Origin of the sequence: Allobosea sp. Root670, assembly GCF_001429415.1 — a bacterium.
Taxonomy (GTDB): Bacteria; Pseudomonadota; Alphaproteobacteria; order Rhizobiales; family Beijerinckiaceae; genus Allobosea; species Allobosea robiniae.
On record NZ_LMJU01000012.1, the window covers coordinates 418741 to 432883 of the forward strand.

A 14143-nucleotide genomic window follows, 5' to 3' on the forward strand; every position below is an offset into this window, starting at 1 on the left:
AAGCACATGGCTGCGATCGGGAACGGCCAGGAGATGCCTCTGCCTCTCTCCGCCCAGCGACGGCGTAATCTACCGGCGGGTGCGGCTCTGTCCTGGCTCGGCGCGGGCTGGCGCGATCTCTGGCGCAATCCGGGGCCGAGCCTGCTCTACGGGCTCGCGGTCTTCGCGGTCTCCGCCGCGATCGTCTGGGGGCTGTTCCGGCTCGGGCTCGACTACATCCTGTTCCCGGCGCTGGCGGGCTTCATGGTGATGGGGCCGCTCTTGGCGATCGGGCTCTACCAGAAGAGCCGCGCGATCGAGCAGGGCGAGCCGGTCAGCCTGTCCCGGATGATCTTCGTCAAGGCGGCCTCGGGCGGGCAGGTCTGGTACACGGGCGCGATCCTGTCGCTGCTGATGCTGGTCTGGATGCGGGCGGCCGTGATCATCTACGCGCTGTTCTTCGGGCTCAGGCCATTCCCGGGCCTCCACGAGGTCGCGGCGATGCTGTTCGGCACGCCGATCGGCTGGGCGATGCTGCTGGTCGGCACCGTGGTCGGCGGGCTGTTCGCGGCCTTCTCCTTCGCGATCAGCGCCTTCGCGATCCCGATGCTGCTGGACGAGCGGGTCGATGCCTTCACCGCGATGGGCACCAGCATCTCGATGGTGTGGCGCAACCTGCCGGTGATGATCGCCTGGGGAGCGATCGTGCTCGCCCTGTTCCTTGTCTCGGTCGCGACCGGGCTTCTCGGCCTGATCGTGGTCTTCCCGCTGCTCGGCCATGCGACCTGGCACAGCTATCGGGCGCTCAGGTGAGCTGCTGCGCGCCGCCGCTGGCTCTGGACGGCGCACCCGATCCGTCGGCGGTGCGGCAGGAGATCCGCCTCGCCAGCCGCGATCTCGGCAATGGCCTGCGCCAGAGCGACCTCTCGGTGCCCGGCCTGCATTGTGCCGCCTGCATCCGAGCGGTCGAGACCGGCCTTGCCCGGCTGCCGGGCGTGGCGCAGGTCAGGGTCAATCTCTCGACCCGTCGCGCAGCGGTGCAATGGCGGGGCGAGGAAGCGCCTGACCTGCTGACGGCGCTCGCCGAGCTCGGCTATCCCGGCCATCTCTTCGAGAGCGAGGCGGAGGGGACAGACCCCGAGCGCGACCGGCTGATCCGGGCGCTGGCGGTCGCCGGCTTCTGCGCCATGAACATCATGCTGCTCTCGGTCTCGGTCTGGTCGGGGGCGGAGCCCGAGACGCGGCAGGCCTTCCACTGGATTTCGGGCGCGCTGGCCTTGCCCTGTCTGATCTATTCCGGCCGCATCTTCTTCGCCTCGGCCTGGGCGGTGCTGCGGCGCGGGCGCACCAACATGGACGTGCCGATCTCGATCGGCATCTGTCTCGCCTTTGCTCTCAGCCTCTACGACACGATCCATGACGGGCCGCATGCCTATTTCGACGCGGCGACCTCGCTGATCTTCTTCCTGCTGATCGGCCGCACGCTCGACCACCTGATGCATGAGAAGGCGCGCGCTGCCGTGCGCGGGCTGATGCGGCTGGCGCCGCGCGGCGCGACCGTGCTCGATACCGATGGCGGGCGGAGCTATCTGCCGCTGGCCGAGGTGGCGCCGGGCATGCGGATCGCGCTCACGGCCGGCGAGCGCGTCCCCGTCGACGGCATCGTGGAGGAGGGCGCTTCCGAGCTCGATTGCGCCATCGCGACCGGCGAGAGCGCTCCGCAATCCGTGTCGTCGGGCATGGCGGTGCAAGCCGGGACGCTTAATCTCTCGGGGCCGCTGACGATCCTCGCGACGGCCAAAGCCGAGAGCTCCTTCTTGGCCGAGATGGTCCGGTTGATGGAGGCCGCGGAAGGTGGCCGCGCCCGCTATCGCCGCATCGCCGACCGGGCGGCGGCGCTCTATTCGCCGGTGGTCCATGCGACCGCGCTGATCGCCTTCCTCTGCTGGATGATGGCGACCGGCGACTGGCATCGCGCGACCACCATCGCGATCGCCGTGCTGATCATCACCTGCCCCTGCGCGCTGGGGCTGGCCGTGCCGATCGTCCAGGTCGTGGCCTCGCGGCGCCTGTTCGAGACCGGGATCATGGTCAAGGACGGCTCGGCGATCGAGCGGATCGCCGAGATCGACACGGTTGCCTTCGACAAGACGGGCACGCTGACCTTCGGCCAGCCGCAACTGGTCGATCCCGCCGCAATCCCGGCCAGGGATCTGGCCATCGCGGCGGGGATCGCCCGGCGTTCGAGCCACCCGCTCTCCCGCGCCATCGCGGCTGCAGCGCCGGAAGCAGGCTTGGCGCTGACGGACATCCGGGAGCATCCCGGCTTCGGCGTCGAGGCCGAGCTGGAAGGGCATTGCTATCGCCTCGGGCGGGCGGAATGGGCCCTTGCGGAAGCGGGCGGTCAGCCGGAAAGCGGGACGGTGCTGAGCCGCGACGGCGCGCTCGTCGCCCGCTTCGCCTTTGCCGAGACTTTGCGCCCGCAGGCGCGGGCCGCTGTCGATGCCTTGCGGGCCGATGGCCTTTCCATCGTGCTGTTGTCCGGCGACAGATCTGCAGCGGTGCAGCCGATCGCCGGTAGGCTCGGCATCGACGCTGTCTCAGCCGGTCTGCTGCCGGCTGGAAAGGTTGAGCGTCTCGCCGCACTGGCTGCCGAGGATCGCAAGGTGCTGATGGTCGGTGACGGCCTCAACGATGCGCCGGCACTGGCCGCGGCGCATGCCTCGATGGCGCCGGCTTCGGCCGCAGATATCGGTCGCAACGCCGCGGATTTCGTCTTCCTGCATGACGGGCTCGATGCGGTTCCCACGGCGATTGCCGTCGCGCGGGCGGCAGGGCGGCTGATCAGGCAGAATTTCGCCCTGGCGATCCTCTACAACGCGCTGGCCCTGCCAGTTGCCATCGCGGGTTACGTCACGCCGCTGATCGCGGCGCTCGCCATGTCGCTGTCCTCGATCCTCGTCGTGGCCAACGCCCTGCGGCTCGATGCGGGCAAGGCGCAGGTTCGTGCCGAGACTGACACGCGGCAGGCCGGAAAGCTTGTCCCGGCCTGCGAACCCGGCGAATGAGCAGCCTGGTCTTCCTCGTTCCGTTGGCGCTGGTGCTTGGCGGGGCGGCGCTCGCCGCCTTCCTGTGGTCGTTGCGTAGCGGCCAGTATGACGATCTCGACGGCGCCGCCGAGCGGATCCTGCTCGATGAGGACGAAGGCGCTCTGGATGCGGCCGGCCCTTCGGTGCAGAAGGAGCCGGAACGATCGACGCGCCGGAGCGACATGTCATGACCACCGGTGAAGCCTCGCCCGAACCTCCCTTCGTCCGGGATGCGGACGGCTCCTTCGTGCTCGATGCTGCGCGCTTGGCGAAGCGCTTCGGCTGGTCGGCGGAGGAATTGCGAGACCTGATGCGCCGCGGACTGGTAACGAGCCGGGTCGAGCGCGGCGAGGCGGAGGATGAGGGGCGCTGGCGCCTCTCCGTCCGCTGCGGCAACCGCTGCTGGCAAGCCGTCGTCCAGCCCGATGGCACGGTTGCGGACGAGCAGCTTGATTTCGCTCCGCCGCAGGGCCGCCGCGAGCGGCGCTGACCGATAGCCTGCGGCCCGGCTTATGTCCGGCGCGCGGGTCGGCTGACCGGAGCCTTGCTATACATTTCAGGCCGCGATCCCGATAATGACCGCTCAGCAGGGTGAATCGCATCGGCAGTCGCCGGTCTTCGCTGTCCTCCTGCGCTTTCTCGACGAGGGAACGATGCGTCTTCTCCACCTTGCCCCGGCCACGGCCCTCCTTGCGGCACTCGGCGGTTGCGTCTCCAGCGAGCCGGTCGCCTATTCGGAACCCCCCGTGGTGCAAAGCATGACCTTCCAGCCGCAGCAGCGCAGCTATCTCGATGCCGGCCCGGCTCCGGCACGCCTGAGCGGGCCCGGCAATACGCGCGATAGCCAGACGGGCTTCGCCGGACGTTCCGACAGCTTCGGCGGCGGCGTGCTGCCCTCGTTCTGAGGCGGCGGGCGAGCCAAGCCCCGCCGCGATCAGCCTGCCTCCTGCTTCGACGGCTCAGGGCGAGCCGATCGAGAGCAGGGTGCCCGCCATCTCCCTGATCATCGCGAGAGCTTCGGCCTGGGGCCCGTCCTGCGTGCCCGCGCGGGAGATCGCGTAGGCCGGCATGATGAAATGAGGCGCGTCCTCGACGAGATGCAGCGTTCCGGCCGCGAGATGCGGGGCGATGATGCGTGCAGGAAAATAGCCGGAGCCGCCATGCTCCAGGATATGCTGCAGCCCCAGCCAGCCGACATTGGCGCTGAGCAGCGCGCCGCCGAAATCGGGGAAGCTCGCGCTGTGGCGCGCCTGGAATTCCGAGCCCCAGTCGACGAGGACATAGCCGGACTGCGGCTCGGGGGCGGATTGCGCATCCGTCGCAATCATGACCAGGCGGTCGTCGAACAGATGCTCGACCTTCAGACCCGGGCGGCTCTGCGGTGTGTACATCACGCCGATATCGAGGCGCCCCTCGATCAGCCCGTGCATCAGCTCCGGCTCGAGCGCACTCTCGATCCGGATCGACACGTCGGGCCGGGCCCGCTGCATCGACGGTAGCCAGCGCAGCAGGAACTCCTCCCAAAGGCCGATCCGGCCGCCGACGGCCAGCGTTCCGGCCGCGCCCTCGGGCAGCCCGATATCGTGATGCGCCTGCACCACCGTCTGGACCAGCGTCGCGGCATGACGCTGGAAGCGGTGCCCGGCCGCCGTCAAGGTCGTTCCGGCCTTGTTGCGGACGAACAGCCGGCAGCGCAATTGCTCCTCCAGCACGTTGATCCGCGTGCTCACCGTCGACTGGCTGACATGGAGCCGGTCCGCCGCGCCGCTGAAATTGCCGGCCGAGACCACCGTCAGAAAGGTTCGTGCCAGTTCCGTATCCATATCGGCCGTCTTTTAAATCTATAAACCCGATACGTAAGTTTATAATTATTCGTTTGTCAAAACCATCTGCCTGCATGAGCCTGCGATTCAAGCAGATCGTAGAGATCGCAGGGGAAAAGCGTTGGAGCGGCATCTGGCCTGGGATGGCGATATCGCCGCCCGCATCATCTCGGAATGGAAATCCCGCGAGGGCGCCTTGCTGCCGATCCTGCACGCGCTGCAGGAGGAGTTCGGCTATATCCACCCGGCAGCGACGGCCCTCGTGGCAGATGCGCTGAATATCGGGCGCGCCGAAGTCCATGGCGTCATCACCTTCTATCCGGATTTCCGGCAGGCACCGCCTGCGGCCCATAGCCTGAAGCTGTGCCGGGCCGAGGCCTGTCAGTCCCAAGGCGCGGAGCGGCTGGCGCGACAGGCTCAGGAGGCGCTGGGCATCGGCTTCGGCGACACCAGCGCGGATGGCCAGGTCCAGCTCGAAGCGGTCTATTGCCTGGGACTCTGCTCTGTCGCCCCATCCGCGATGCTCGACGGCCGGATCGTCGGGCGGCTCGACGACGGCAAGCTCGCCTCGCTGCTGACGGAGGCCGGACAATGACGCCGCGGTTCTTCATCCCCTGCGACGCGGCGGCCATCGCGGTCGATGCCGATCGCGTGGCGGAGGCCTTGCAGGTGGCGGCGGGTGCGCGCGGGGTCGCCATCGACATCGTCCGCACCGGCTCGCGCGGGCTGCACTGGCTGGAGCCGCTGGTCGAATACGCCACCCGCGACGGCCGCATCGGCTATGGGCCGGTCTCTCCGGGCGATGCCGCCGGTGTGCTCGATGCTGCCCTGGCCGGCACGAGCCATCCGCTGTGCCATGGCCTGACGGAGGCGCTGCCCTTCTTCGCGAAGCAGACCCGGCTGACCTTCGCGCGCAGCGGCATCGTCGATCCCCGTTCCCTGGAGGACTATATCGCCCATGGCGGCTATCGCGGGCTGGCCGCTGCGCTCGATGCCGGCCCGGCGGCGACCGTCGCGGCCGTTACGGAGTCCGGCCTGCGCGGACGCGGCGGCGCCGGCTTTCCGACCGGAATCAAATGGGACACTGTCGCCAAGGCGCAGGGCGATCGGAAATACATCGTCTGCAACGCCGACGAAGGCGATAGCGGCACCTTCGCCGACCGCATGATCATGGAAGGCGATCCCTTCGTCCTGATCGAGGGCATGACGATCGCGGCCATCGCCGTCGGCGCGACCTATGGCTACATCTATGTCCGCTCGGAATATCCGCATGCGATCGCCGCGCTGGAGCATGCGCTGGGCGAGGCGCGTCGGAAGGGCATGCTGGGTGCGGCGATCGCGGGCTCGTCCCATGGCTTCGACATGGAAGTCCGGGTTGGCGCCGGTGCCTATGTCTGCGGCGAGGAGACCGCTCTTCTCGACAGTCTTGAGGGGCGCCGCGGCGTCGTTCGGGCCAAGCCGCCGCTGCCGGCACATAAGGGGCTCTTCGGCTGCCCGACCGTCATCAACAACGTGCTCTCGCTCGCAAGCGTGCCGATCATCCTCGACAAAGGCGCGGCGTTCTATCGCGATTTCGGCATGGGGCGCTCGCGCGGCACGATGCCGATCCAGCTCGCCGGCAATATCCGCCATCCCGGCCTGTTCGAGGTCGGCTTCGGCATCACGCTCGGCGAGCTCGTTGACGAAATCGGTGGCGGCACTGCGAGCGGCCGGCCGGTGCGCGCGGTCCAGGTCGGCGGGCCACTCGGCGCCTATTTCCCGCGAGAGTTGTTCGATACGCCGTTCGACTACGAGGCCTTCGCGGCGCGTGACGGGCTGATCGGCCATGGCGGCATCGTCGTCTTCGACGACAGCGTCGACATGGCCCGGCAGGCGCGTTTCGCGATGGAGTTCTGCGCCGTCGAATCCTGCGGGAAATGCACGCCCTGCCGTGTCGGTTCGACCCGTGGCGTCGAGGTGATCGACCGCGTCATCGCCGGCGAGCAGCGCGCCGCCAACCTGGCGGTGCTCGAAGACCTCTGCCACACCATGAAGCTCGGTTCGCTCTGCGCGCTCGGCGGGTTCACGCCCTATCCGGTGATGAGCGCGCTCACCCATTTTCCGGAAGATTTCGGCGTCACGCCGCCCAGCCGCCAGGCGGCGGAGTGAAGGAGGTCGCCATGCAACTCGTCCAGGAAACCGACTATGGCACGCCGGCTTCCAAGGCCGAGGCCATGGTCACGCTCACCATCGACGGCCGCAGCGCGACGGTGCCGGCCGGCACCTCGATCATGCGCGCGGCGATGGAGATCGGCACCGAGATTCCCAAGCTCTGCGCCACCGACATGCTCGACGCCTTCGGCTCCTGCCGGCTCTGCCTGATCGAGATCGAGGGCCGCAACGGCACGCCGGCCTCCTGCACGACGCCGGTCGCGGAGGGACTGGTGGTGCATACGCGCTCGGAGCGGCTCGACCGTTTGCGCAAGGGCATCATGGAGCTTTATGTCTCCGACCATCCGGTCGCGGCGCTCGACCCGGTCGGGCAGGGCGATATCGCGCTGCTCGACACGGTCGCGGAGGTCGGACTCACCGAGGTCCGCTACGGCTTCGACGGCGCGCGGCACCGCGATACCGGGCTCGACGAATCCAATCCCTATTTCAGCTACGACCCCGCCAAATGCATCGTCTGCTCGCGCTGCGTGCGGGCCTGCGAGGACGTGCAGGGCACCTTCGCGCTGACCATCACCGGCCGCGGCTTCGAGTCGGTGATGGCGGCCGGCACCGACCAGTCCTTCCTGGAGTCGGACTGCGTCTCCTGCGGCGCCTGCGTGCAGGCCTGCCCGACAGGCTCGCTGATCGAGAAGGCGGTCATCGCCAAGGGCAAGCCGGAATGGTCGACGGTCACGACCTGCGCCTATTGCGGCGTCGGCTGCTCGTTCAAGGCCGAGATGCGCGGCGACGAGGTCGTCCGCATGATCCCCTACAAGGACGGCAAGGCCAATCACGGCCACTCTTGCGTGAAGGGCCGCTTCGCCTGGGGCTATGCCAACCACAAGGAACGCATCCTCAACCCGATGATCCGGGAGAAGATCACCGACCCCTGGCGCGAGGTGTCCTGGGAGGAGGCGATCGCCCATACGGCGAGCGAGTTCAAGCGCATCCAGGCCAAATACGGCACGGGTTCGATCGGCGGCCTGACCTCGTCGCGCTGCACTGATGAGGAGACCTTCCTGGTCCAGAAGCTGGTGCGCGCCGGCTTCGGCAACAACAATGTCGATACCTGCGCCCGCGTCTGTCATTCGCCGACCGGCTACGGGCTCAGCACGACCTTCGGCACCTCGGCCGGCACGCAGGATTTCGATTCCGTCGAGCAGACCGACGTGATGCTCCTGATGGGCGCCAACCCGACCGATGCGCATCCCGTCTTCGGCTCGCGGATGAAGCAGCGCCTGCGCGAGGGCGCCAAGCTCATCGTCATCGATCCGCGCCGGATCGAGCTGGTGCGTGCGCCCCATGTCGAGGCGGCCTATCACCTGCCGGTGCTGCCCGGCACCAATGTCGCGATCCTGACGGCGCTCGCCCATGTCGTCGTCACCGAAGGGCTGGTCGACGAGGCCTTCGTGCGCGAGCGCTGCGAATGGGATGCCTTCCAGGACTGGGCGGTCTTCGTTGCCGAGGAGCGCAACAGCCCGGAGGCCTTGTCGAAGGTCACCGGCGTCGCGGCCGCCGATATCCGTGGCGCGGCGCGCCTGTTCGCCACCGGCGGCAATGGCGCGATCTATTACGGGCTCGGCGTCACCGAGCACAGCCAGGGCTCGACCGCCGTGATGGCGATCGCCAATCTCGCCATGGCGACCGGCAATATCGGCCGGCCGGGTGTCGGCGTGAACCCGATGCGCGGGCAGAACAACGTCCAGGGCTCCTGCGACATGGGCTCCTTCCCGCATGAGTTCTCGGGCTATCGCCATGTCTCGAACGATGCGGTGCGCGGCCTGTTCGAGGATGCCTGGGGCACCTGGCTCGACAAGGAGCCGGGCCTGCGCATCAACAACATGCTCGACGCGGCCCTGGATGGCTCCTTCATGGGGCTCTACGTCCAGGGCGAGGACATCATGCAGTCCGACCCGGACACGCGCCATGTCGCAGCGGGCCTGTCGGCGATGGAATGCGTCGTCATGCAGGACCTGTTCCTGAACGAGACGGCGAACTACACCCATGTCTTCCTGCCCGGCAGCACCTTCCTGGAGAAGGACGGCACCTTCATCAATGCCGAGCGGCGCATCCAGCTCGTGCGCAAGGTGATGGAGCCGAAATCCGGTCTGGCCGACTGGGAGATCACCGCCGCGCTCAGCAACGCGCTGGGCTACCCGATGCATTACGACCATCCCTCCGAGATCATGGATGAGATCGCGCGATTGACGCCGACCTTCGCCGGCGTCTCCTTCGAGCGTCTTGCCGAGCTCGGCTCGATCCAGTGGCCCTGCAACGAGCAGGCGCCGACCGGCACGCCGGTGATGCACATCGACAAATTCGTGCGCGGCAAAGGCCATTTCGTCATCACCGAATACCTTGCGACCGACGAACGCGTCGGGCCGCGCTATCCGCTGCTGCTGACGACCGGGCGCATCCTCTCGCAATACAATGTTGGCGCGCAGACGCGGCGCACCGAGAATGTCGTCTGGCACAAGGAAGACCTGCTCGAGATCCATCCGCATGACGCGGAGGAGCGCGGCATCGCCGACGGCTCCTGGGTCAGGCTGGCCAGCCGCTCCGGCGAGACCACCTTGCGGGCGCTGGTGACCGAGCGCGTCGCGCCCGGCGTCGTCTATACGACCTTCCACCACCCGGACACGCAGGCCAACGTCGTCACCACCGATTATTCGGACTGGGCGACCAACTGCCCGGAATACAAATGCACGGCCGTGCAGGTCTCGCCTTCCAATGGACGCTCGGACTGGCAGGAGCGCTATTCCGCCTTCGCCGACAACAGCCGGCGGATCATGCCGCCGGCGGCGGAGTGAGCGCGATGCAGCTCGACCGGCTCATCCACATGGCCAACCAGATCGGCAGCTTCTTCGCGAGCCAGCCCCGGGCCGAAGTGGCCGAGGCGGTTGCGACCCATCTCCGGAAATTCTGGGACCCACGCATGCGCAGCGCCATCTGCGCGCATTTCGACGACGGCGGCAGCGGGCTCGACCCGCTGGTTCGCGATGCCGTCGCGCTGATCGCCACTGAGCGGACGAAAACCGGCTGAAACTCGCCAAAGCGCGAAGCCGAAAACAGGGCAACGACCCGGCTGGAGGAGGAAACGCATGACGACGATCGACCGACGAAACGAATACGCCAAATCGATGATCCCCTTCCTGGATCGCGAGCGAACCATCGCCAAGCCCGGTTACAGCCGCTGGCTGGTGCCGCCGGCTGCACTCTGCGTCCATCTGTGCATCGGCCAGGCCTATGCCTTCAGCGTCTTCAACCTGCCGATGACGCGCCTGATTGGCGTCTCGCAATCGGCCCCGGACGACTGGAAGTTGACCGAGCTCGGCTGGATCTTCTCGATCGCGATGGTGTTCCTCGGGGTGTCGGCCGCCGTCTTCGGGCGCTGGGTCGAGGAGGGCGGGCCGCGCAAGGCAATGTTCACCGCCGCGATCTGCTGGGCGAGCGGCTTCCTCATCTCGGCGCTCGGCGTGAAGCTGCACAATCTCTGGCTGATCTATCTCGGCTACGGCGTGATCGGTGGCTGCGCGCTCGGCATCGGCTATATCTCGCCGGTCTCGACATTGATGAAATGGTTCCCGGACCGGCCGGGAATGGCCACGGGCATGGCGATCATGGGCTTCGGCGGCGGCGCACTGATCGCCTCGCCGCTCTCGGTCTGGCTGATGAGCAAGTTCCAGACGGCGACTGATGTCGGCGTGCTCTGGAGCTTCATCACGCTGGGCTGCGTCTATTTCCTGTTCATGATGTTCGGTGCGCTGACGGTCCGGGTGCCGGCGCCGGGCTGGAAGCCGGAAGGCTATGTGCCGCCGGCGACGGCGAGCAAGCTGATCACCAAGAACGACGTCTTCGTCTACCAGGCGATCAAGACCCCGCAATTCTGGCTGATCTGGACGGTCCTCTTCGTCAACACCACCGCCGGGATCGGTGTGCTCGGCCAGGCTTCCGCCATGAGCCAGGAGATGTTCCCCGGCCGGATCACCCCGGTCGCGGCCGCCGGTCTCGTCGGGCTGATGAGCCTGTTCAACATGGGCGGGCGCTTCAGCTGGGCCTCGCTCTCCGACTATATCGGGCGCAAGAACACCTATTTCTGCTACATGGTGCTGGGCTTCATCCTCTACATCACGGTGCCCTATGCCGGCGGCAGCGGCAATGTCGTGCTGTTCGTCATCTGCTTCCTGATCATCGTCAGCATGTATGGCGGCGGCTTCTCGACCGTGCCGGCCTATCTGCGCGACATGTTCGGCACCCGCTATGTCGGTGCCATCCACGGCATCCTGCTGACGGCATGGTCGGCGGCGGGCATCGCCGGGCCAGTGCTGATCAACTACATCCGCGAATACAATCTCGCGCATGGCGTGCCCAAGGCGCAGGCTTACAACGTCACCATGTACATCATGGCGGGACTGCTCGTGATCGGCTTCATCGCCAATCTCTGCGTCAGGGCGGTCGATAAGCGGCATCACATGGTGAGCGAGGCCGAGCCGTCACGTGGTCTTGATCTGCCGGGCGGTGCCCAGGCCGCGCCCGCACAGGCGTGAGGAGCGGAGCCATGTCGATCATAGCACCTCGGGAGCCGCCATTGCGGCTCCTGCTGCTGGCCTGGCTTCGCTATTGGCTCCGGCACGCCATGGCATCGCTTCGGCCGCAGCACAGCGCCACCGGCATCGCTGCCCTGGTTGCGGGTAGCGGCCACCCATCGGGCTTCTAGGGCGATTTCTGGATATTCTGAATCCGGAAAACGACCTAGGCCGTTGTTTTTGCTGCATTTAATTCTGAGAAGTCGACGTCCGCTCCGCTCGAAAATGTTCCGAGGAGATCATCATGCAGAGTAACGATAGCGCTCCGACCAGCACACTTCGCCTCGTCGTGGCCTGGAGCATCGCGGGCATTCCACTACTGGGCGGCGTAGCCCAGACGCTGGTCAACGCGATGAAGCTCTTTCAGTAATCCCAACGGTCGGAGCTGCGCATCGTCGCTGCTCCGGCCAAGAACTAGAGCATCGGACTGAATGCCGTATTCAGTCCGATGCTCCAGGCTTTTGATTTGGCATCGGCATTCTCCGAAAACCGCGTTCCACTTTTCGGGCCGATGCTCTGGGCACTACTCCGGCAGCCGAAGCCCGGCCAGGAAGGTCGCGACGGTCAATGTCTTGGTCGGCTGAGCCCGGCATTGGCGTTCGACGGCATCCAGCACTTCGCCATCCCCATATCGCGACAATCGCGATGGAGAGCCTTGGCGCAGGGCGTCGATCACCCAGCGGCCGATCAGGCCGTGCATTTCAGCATCCGCGGCTTCGCGCTTCATCCAGGCTTCGCAGGTGATGTAGTCCTGCAGGAATTCGCCCTGGCGCAGCACCTCGCTCGTTGCTGCTGCCGGGCAGGCCAGAATCCAAAGAGCCGCCACCGTCGCCAGACGCACCATCCCCCACCCCTTCCGCTCTCCCCAACGCTGCTTCCGACCTTCGTGTGCCGCCGGCTCCGGACCGACAGGCTTCCTTGCTTCGCGCCCGCCACCTGACGCGCGCGACGGGGAGCCTCGATGCCTGACGATACGACCTGGGACGGGAGCAGTAGATCAGCGAGCATAGCAAGCTTCGCTTTCGCTGCAACAGCCGAAACCTTCCACGGACGTTGTTACAGGCCGCTCCGGCTTTATCTCGCGTCTGCAATATAGTTTCGACCGTACCGGCAGGAGTATTCAAAATCAGCTTCGACAAGCTTGCCGCGCACGGGCAAGGCCGGCCTTGCAGATCCATGCTCGAAAGGCCAAAGGCACAACGGCGCTGCGACAGCGCGATCAACCGCACATGGCGGGCTTCGCGCCTTGCGTGCGGAATGCGGTGGAAAGATGGGGCCATCGGCGCAAGCGTCGGCTTCCGGTTTAACCGCGGTTAACCGCCACGGCTGAATATCATCCGATTGGATACCGCTACCACGGGGGGGAGATGGCCAAGGCCCGCGACAACGCCATCACCCGCCGCCCGCTCCGGCGCGTGCAGCCTATGATTGCAGTTGTTGCCGCGGCGCTCGCCTTCGCAGGTTGCGCGGCCCTGGCCCAGACACGTCCCGAGGAGCCGGTCAAACTGCAGATCATCGGCGGGCTCGCCGGCATCACCCAATACACCAAGATCGAGCAACCCTTCTGGCAATCGGAGATCAATGCGCTGTCGAAGGGGCGCATCACCGCGACGATCCGGCCGCTCGATGCGGGGAGCTTGCGCAACCAGGAGATGCTCCAGCTCCTGCGGCTCGGCGTGGTCTCGTTCGGGACGGCCCAGCTGAGTGCCGTCGCGGGCGACGAGCCGGAACTGAGTGCCGTCGACCTGCCCCTGTTGAACCCCGATGTCGCGACGCTGCGCCGGACCGTCGCTGCGTTCCGGGAGCATCTGCGCAGCCTGCTGCGTGAGCGCTACGAGATCGAGCTCCTCGGCATCTATGCCTATCCGGCGCAGGTGCTGTTCTGCACCCGGTCCTTCAAGGGGCTCGACGATCTCGCCGGGCGGAAGGTGCGGACTTCCTCCGTCGGGCAATCCGAGCTGATGGCGTCGATGGGCGCCGTGCCGGTGATCCTGCCCTTTGCCGAAATCGTGGCGGCTCTGCGCGACGGGGTCGTCGATTGCGCGATCACCGGCACCTTGAGCGGCTATGAGATCGGCCTGCCGCGCGTCGCCGTGGCGGTGCACGCCCTCGCGCTCAATTGGGGCGTCTCGCTCTTCGGCGCGAACGCGACTTATTTCGATGGTCTGCCCGCGGATGCGCGCGACACCATCCGGCAAGGCGTGGGGCAGCTCGAGGAGCGGATCTGGTCCCAGGCGGAAGCCGATACGCAACGCGGCCTCGCCTGCAATGCCGGGACGGAAATCTGCTCCGGCAAGCCCGGGCGGCCGATGACCGTCGTGCCGGCCCTGCCAGCGGACGCGACGCGCCGGCGCCTCCTTGCCGAGGTCGTCCTGCCGCGCTGGTTCGAGCGTTGCGGGGAGGACTGCGTCGTGGCCTGGAACACCTATCTCAAGCCGCTTCACGCCATCGAGCCTCGGACGCCGTGAACTCGCCG

Annotated in this window: 14 protein-coding genes; 12 read left to right on the top strand and 2 right to left on the bottom strand. The window is 66.9% G+C overall.

The window, feature by feature from the left end; genetic code table 11:
• Positions 1 to 6 precede the first annotated feature (6 nt).
• The 5 genes from ASE61_RS12040 (at position 7) to ASE61_RS26815 (ending at position 3973) form a co-directional block, all read left to right on the top strand.
• Complete coding sequence (locus ASE61_RS12040; protein WP_061967162.1) at positions 7 to 792, top strand: DUF2189 domain-containing protein; 786 nt, start codon at positions 7 to 9, stop codon at positions 790 to 792.
• Positions 789 to 3047 carry a heavy metal translocating P-type ATPase gene (locus ASE61_RS12045; protein WP_061967163.1) on the top strand — a complete coding sequence of 753 codons (2259 nt, stop codon included), beginning with the start codon at positions 789 to 791 and terminating at the stop codon, positions 3045 to 3047. The genes ASE61_RS12040 and ASE61_RS12045 overlap by 4 nt, the downstream gene beginning before the upstream one ends.
• A complete protein-coding gene (gene ccoS / locus ASE61_RS12050; protein ID WP_061967166.1) occupies positions 3044 to 3259 on the top strand; it encodes a cbb3-type cytochrome oxidase assembly protein CcoS in 216 nt (71 codons plus the stop codon). The genes ASE61_RS12045 and ccoS overlap by 4 nt, the downstream gene beginning before the upstream one ends.
• Positions 3256 to 3558 (top strand): DUF6522 family protein, encoded by a 303-nt coding sequence (locus ASE61_RS12055; protein WP_061967167.1) that lies wholly within the window; start codon positions 3256 to 3258, stop codon positions 3556 to 3558. Before ccoS ends, ASE61_RS12055 begins: the two co-directional genes overlap by 4 nt.
• Positions 3559 to 3721: 163 nt before the next feature.
• Positions 3722 to 3973, top strand: a complete 252-nt coding sequence (locus tag ASE61_RS26815) for a hypothetical protein (RefSeq protein ID WP_162260089.1) — start codon at positions 3722 to 3724, stop codon at positions 3971 to 3973.
• Between the two features lie 54 nt (positions 3974 to 4027).
• On the opposite strand, the gene ASE61_RS12065 is transcribed toward ASE61_RS26815, so the two are convergent.
• Positions 4028 to 4891, bottom strand: coding sequence for a LysR family transcriptional regulator (locus tag ASE61_RS12065; protein ID WP_061967170.1), 864 nt, complete (start codon positions 4889 to 4891; stop codon positions 4028 to 4030).
• Between the two features lie 121 nt (positions 4892 to 5012).
• On the opposite strand from ASE61_RS12065, the gene ASE61_RS12070 reads away from it, so the two are divergent.
• The 6 genes from ASE61_RS12070 to ASE61_RS27415 all read left to right on the top strand — a co-directional run bounded on the left by ASE61_RS12070 (position 5013) and on the right by ASE61_RS27415 (position 12037).
• On the top strand, positions 5013 to 5486 hold the full coding sequence (locus ASE61_RS12070) for a formate dehydrogenase subunit gamma (RefSeq protein ID WP_061967172.1): 474 nt from the start codon (positions 5013 to 5015) through the stop codon (positions 5484 to 5486).
• Positions 5483 to 7039 carry a formate dehydrogenase beta subunit gene (locus ASE61_RS12075; RefSeq protein WP_061967174.1) on the top strand — a complete coding sequence of 519 codons (1557 nt, stop codon included), beginning with the start codon at positions 5483 to 5485 and terminating at the stop codon, positions 7037 to 7039. Before ASE61_RS12070 ends, ASE61_RS12075 begins: the two co-directional genes overlap by 4 nt.
• 11 nt (positions 7040 to 7050) lie before the next feature.
• Positions 7051 to 9891, top strand: coding sequence for a formate dehydrogenase subunit alpha (gene fdhF, locus ASE61_RS12080; RefSeq protein ID WP_061967176.1), 2841 nt, complete (start codon positions 7051 to 7053; stop codon positions 9889 to 9891).
• A gap of 5 nt (positions 9892 to 9896) precedes the next feature.
• On the top strand, positions 9897 to 10124 hold the full coding sequence (locus ASE61_RS12085) for a formate dehydrogenase subunit delta (RefSeq protein WP_061967178.1): 228 nt from the start codon (positions 9897 to 9899) through the stop codon (positions 10122 to 10124).
• Between the two features lie 58 nt (positions 10125 to 10182).
• A complete protein-coding gene (locus tag ASE61_RS12090) occupies positions 10183 to 11628 on the top strand; it encodes an OFA family MFS transporter (RefSeq protein WP_061967180.1) in 1446 nt (481 codons plus the stop codon).
• A 283-nt stretch (positions 11629 to 11911) separates the two neighbouring features.
• Positions 11912 to 12037 carry an MFS transporter small subunit gene (locus ASE61_RS27415; RefSeq protein ID WP_274532868.1) on the top strand — a complete coding sequence of 42 codons (126 nt, stop codon included), beginning with the start codon at positions 11912 to 11914 and terminating at the stop codon, positions 12035 to 12037.
• Positions 12038 to 12190: 153 nt separating this feature from the next.
• On the opposite strand, the gene ASE61_RS12095 is transcribed toward ASE61_RS27415, so the two are convergent.
• Entirely contained in the window at positions 12191 to 12445 is a 255-nt protein-coding gene (locus ASE61_RS12095) for a hypothetical protein (protein ID WP_156407065.1), read from the bottom strand.
• A 589-nt stretch (positions 12446 to 13034) separates the two neighbouring features.
• Between ASE61_RS12095 and ASE61_RS12100 the strand changes: the two genes are divergently transcribed.
• The gene (locus tag ASE61_RS12100) at positions 13035 to 14135 is read left to right on the top strand and encodes a TRAP transporter substrate-binding protein (protein WP_061967183.1); all 1101 of its coding nucleotides are present in this window, start codon (positions 13035 to 13037) and stop codon (positions 14133 to 14135) included.
• The last annotated feature ends 8 nt before the right edge of the window (positions 14136 to 14143 follow it).